Annotated in this window: 3 protein-coding genes and 1 pseudogene; all 4 read right to left on the bottom strand. The window is 65.9% G+C overall.

The window, feature by feature from the left end:
• Window positions 1–41: 41 nt before the first annotated feature.
• Complete coding sequence (locus EN969_RS25940; RefSeq protein ID WP_063167561.1) at window positions 42–743, bottom strand: ABC transporter ATP-binding protein; 702 nt, start codon at window positions 741–743, stop codon at window positions 42–44.
• 2 nt (window positions 744–745) lie between these two features.
• On the bottom strand, window positions 746–1,450 hold the full coding sequence (locus EN969_RS25935; protein ID WP_013532995.1) for an ATP-binding cassette domain-containing protein: 705 nt from the start codon (window positions 1,448–1,450) through the stop codon (window positions 746–748).
• Window positions 1,447–2,433, bottom strand: a complete 987-nt coding sequence (locus tag EN969_RS25930) for a branched-chain amino acid ABC transporter permease (protein ID WP_024502520.1) — start codon at window positions 2,431–2,433, stop codon at window positions 1,447–1,449. Before EN969_RS25930 ends, EN969_RS25935 begins: the two co-directional genes overlap by 4 nt.
• A pseudogene (locus EN969_RS25925) lies at window positions 2,430–2,645 on the bottom strand (branched-chain amino acid ABC transporter permease); the annotation flags it as partial. The pseudogene EN969_RS25925 and the gene EN969_RS25930, both read right to left, overlap by 4 nt.

The raw sequence follows: 2,645 nt of genomic DNA, 5'->3' as shown, positions 1-2,645 counted from the left end.
GAAGGATCTGTTGGCCCTATAAGGCGCGCTTCAGGCGCGCCTTATAGGGCCAACAGATCCTTCAGCAGGGTCTCGTCGGCGAACGCCTCCGGCGCGCCTTCATGGACGATCCTGCCCTTCTCCATCACCAGGCAGCGGTCCGATGCCTTGAGAACGAGATCGAGATTCTGCTCGACCAGCACGATCGCGATGCTGCGTTTGCGCGCGATGCGCGGCACCAGCTCGGCGATCGACTGCACGATGTTCGGCTGTATGCCTTCCGAAGGCTCATCGAGCAGCAGCACCGACGGCAGGCCGCAGAGCGCGCGGCCGATCGCCAGCATCTGCTGCTGGCCGCCCGAAAGCGTGCCGGCGACCTGCGCTTCGCGCTCGCGCAGGATCGGAAAATAGCCGAAGATGTCGGCCGAAATGCCGCCGTCGCCACGGTCCTTGGCAGCGCGGGTGCCGACCTCCAGGTTTTGCCGCACCGTCAGCTGGTTGAAGATCCCGCGCCCCTGCGGCACATGCGCAATGCCTGCCCGCGCGCGGCGGAAGGCCGGCGCGTTCGTGAGGTCCTTGTCACCGAGAACCACCGCGCCACCGCTCGCTCGCAAGCCGCCGGCGATGACGCGCAGCAGCGTCGTCTTGCCGGCGCCGTTACGGCCGAGCAGGCCGACGACTTCGCCTGGCGCGACACTGAGGTCGATGCCGTTCAGCACCGGGAGCGGGCCGTAGCCGGCTGACACCGCCATTGTCCGCAGCATGATCAGCGCCTCCCCAGATAGACATCGCGGACCATTTCGTCGGTCTCGATGTCATGGAAAGGACCGCTGCGCAGGCGGCGTCCCTGATGCAGCACCAGCGTCTCGCAGTTCAGCGCCCGTACGAAGCGGATATCGTGTTCGACGGCGACGATCGAGAACTCGCCCTTTAGGCGTAGCAGCATATCGGCCGTCGCCAGCGTCTCCTGCGGCGTCATGCCGGCGGTGGGTTCGTCGAGCAAAAGCAACCGCGGCTCGATTGCCAGCGCCATGCCGATCTCCAGCCATTGCTTCTGGCCATGCGCGAGTTCGCCGGCCGGTGTGGCGGCGCGATTGCTCAGCGCGACCAATTCCAGCAATTCGCCAACCGGGCGCACAGGCGAGGGCGCCCCCCAGCGGGCGACCTTCACATTGTCTTCCACCGAGAGGCTCGGGAAGACGGACGGGATCTGGAACTTGCGCGCGATGCCGAGCCGGGCGATGCGATGCAGCGGCAGGCCGGCTATGTCGTGGCCGAGGAAGCGCACGCTGCCGCTGGTCGGGCGCAGCGTACCGGTCAACACATTGAGGAAGGTGCTTTTGCCGGCGCCGTTCGGGCCGATGATGCAGCAGAGTTCCTTGTCGCGTACAGTGAGGTTCAGGGCCTCCAGCGCCTGCAGCCCGCCAAAGCGGATGCCGACATTTTCGGCCTGGAGCAGGATGTCGCTCATTGTGCGCGCCTCCCGCCTTTGAACAGGGCTTTCAGTCGCGCGTAGATCGACAGGATGCCGTCCGGCAGGACGAAGACGATGATGACGAAGACACAGCCGAGCAATAGCGGCCACAGGCTCGGGTTGAAACTGCTGATCGTCTGCTGCGCACGCTGGATGAAGATGGCGCCGAGCACCGGCCCCAGCAGCGTGCCGCGCCCGCCGACCGCCACCCAGACGATGACTTCCGTCGACAGAAGCAGTCCGGACAGATCCGGTGCCACCAACCCCGCCATGCAGACATAGAGCGCGCCGGCAAGGCCGGCGATCGCCGCCGACAGGACGAAGGTGACGAGCAGCCGCAACGGCGCATTGTGGCCGAGCGCTGCTGCCCGGACTTCATTGTCCTGTATGGCGGTCAGCACCGTACCCCAGCGGCCACGGCTGATCGACCACAGCGCCAGCACGGTCACCGCGACGATGGCCGAGACGAAGATGTAGCTGGGCAGGTCCTGGCTGAGATCGACGTGCAGCCCGCCGACATCGAAGGCAATCGGCGGAATGCCGATCAGCCCGCTGTCGCCGCCGGTGACCGAGCTCCAGGAGACCGCCGCCTGCTGGCAGATGACGCCCATGGCCAGCGTGACGATGGTGAAATAGCTGCCACGGATGCCGCCGAAAAACAGGAAGTAGCCGATGATGGCGGAGACCAAGGCCGCACCGGCCACCGCACCGATGATGCCAAGCAGGCTGGCGAAGGAGATCGCATCGTTGAGCGTGATCAGCGCCATGATGTAGCCGCCGATGCCGAAAAACGCAGCGTGGCCGAAACACAGGATTCCAGTGCGGCCCCAGAAGAAGTCGAGGCTCGCGGCGAACAGGCCGAAGATCAGCGCGTCGCGGATCACGGTCAGCTGATACCCGCCGACAAAGAACGGATAGATGATCGCGAGCGCCACGCAGGCGGCGAAGATCAGCAGCCAGTTGCGGTCGCGGGCGATCATCGCGACGCTCCGTTGAACAGGCCGTTGGGCCGAAGCCGGACAGCGACGATGGCCGCCAGCAGCACGACCGCCTGCGCCAGCGACGGCGAGATCTGATAATTGAGGATGCTGGTCAGCCCGCCGACGAAGACGCTGCCGGCGACGAGGCCGCCGATCGAGCCGACGCCGCCGACAATGACGACGAAGAAGGCGTTGGCGAGATAGTTCACCCC

It is taken from the genome of Mesorhizobium sp. M7A.F.Ca.CA.003.01.2.1, from assembly GCF_003998945.1.
In the GTDB taxonomy this organism is placed as follows: domain Bacteria; phylum Pseudomonadota; class Alphaproteobacteria; order Rhizobiales; family Rhizobiaceae; genus Mesorhizobium; species Mesorhizobium ciceri.
The sequence above is the reverse complement of the archived record's forward strand: the minus strand, read 5'-3'. Positions and strand labels throughout refer to the sequence as shown.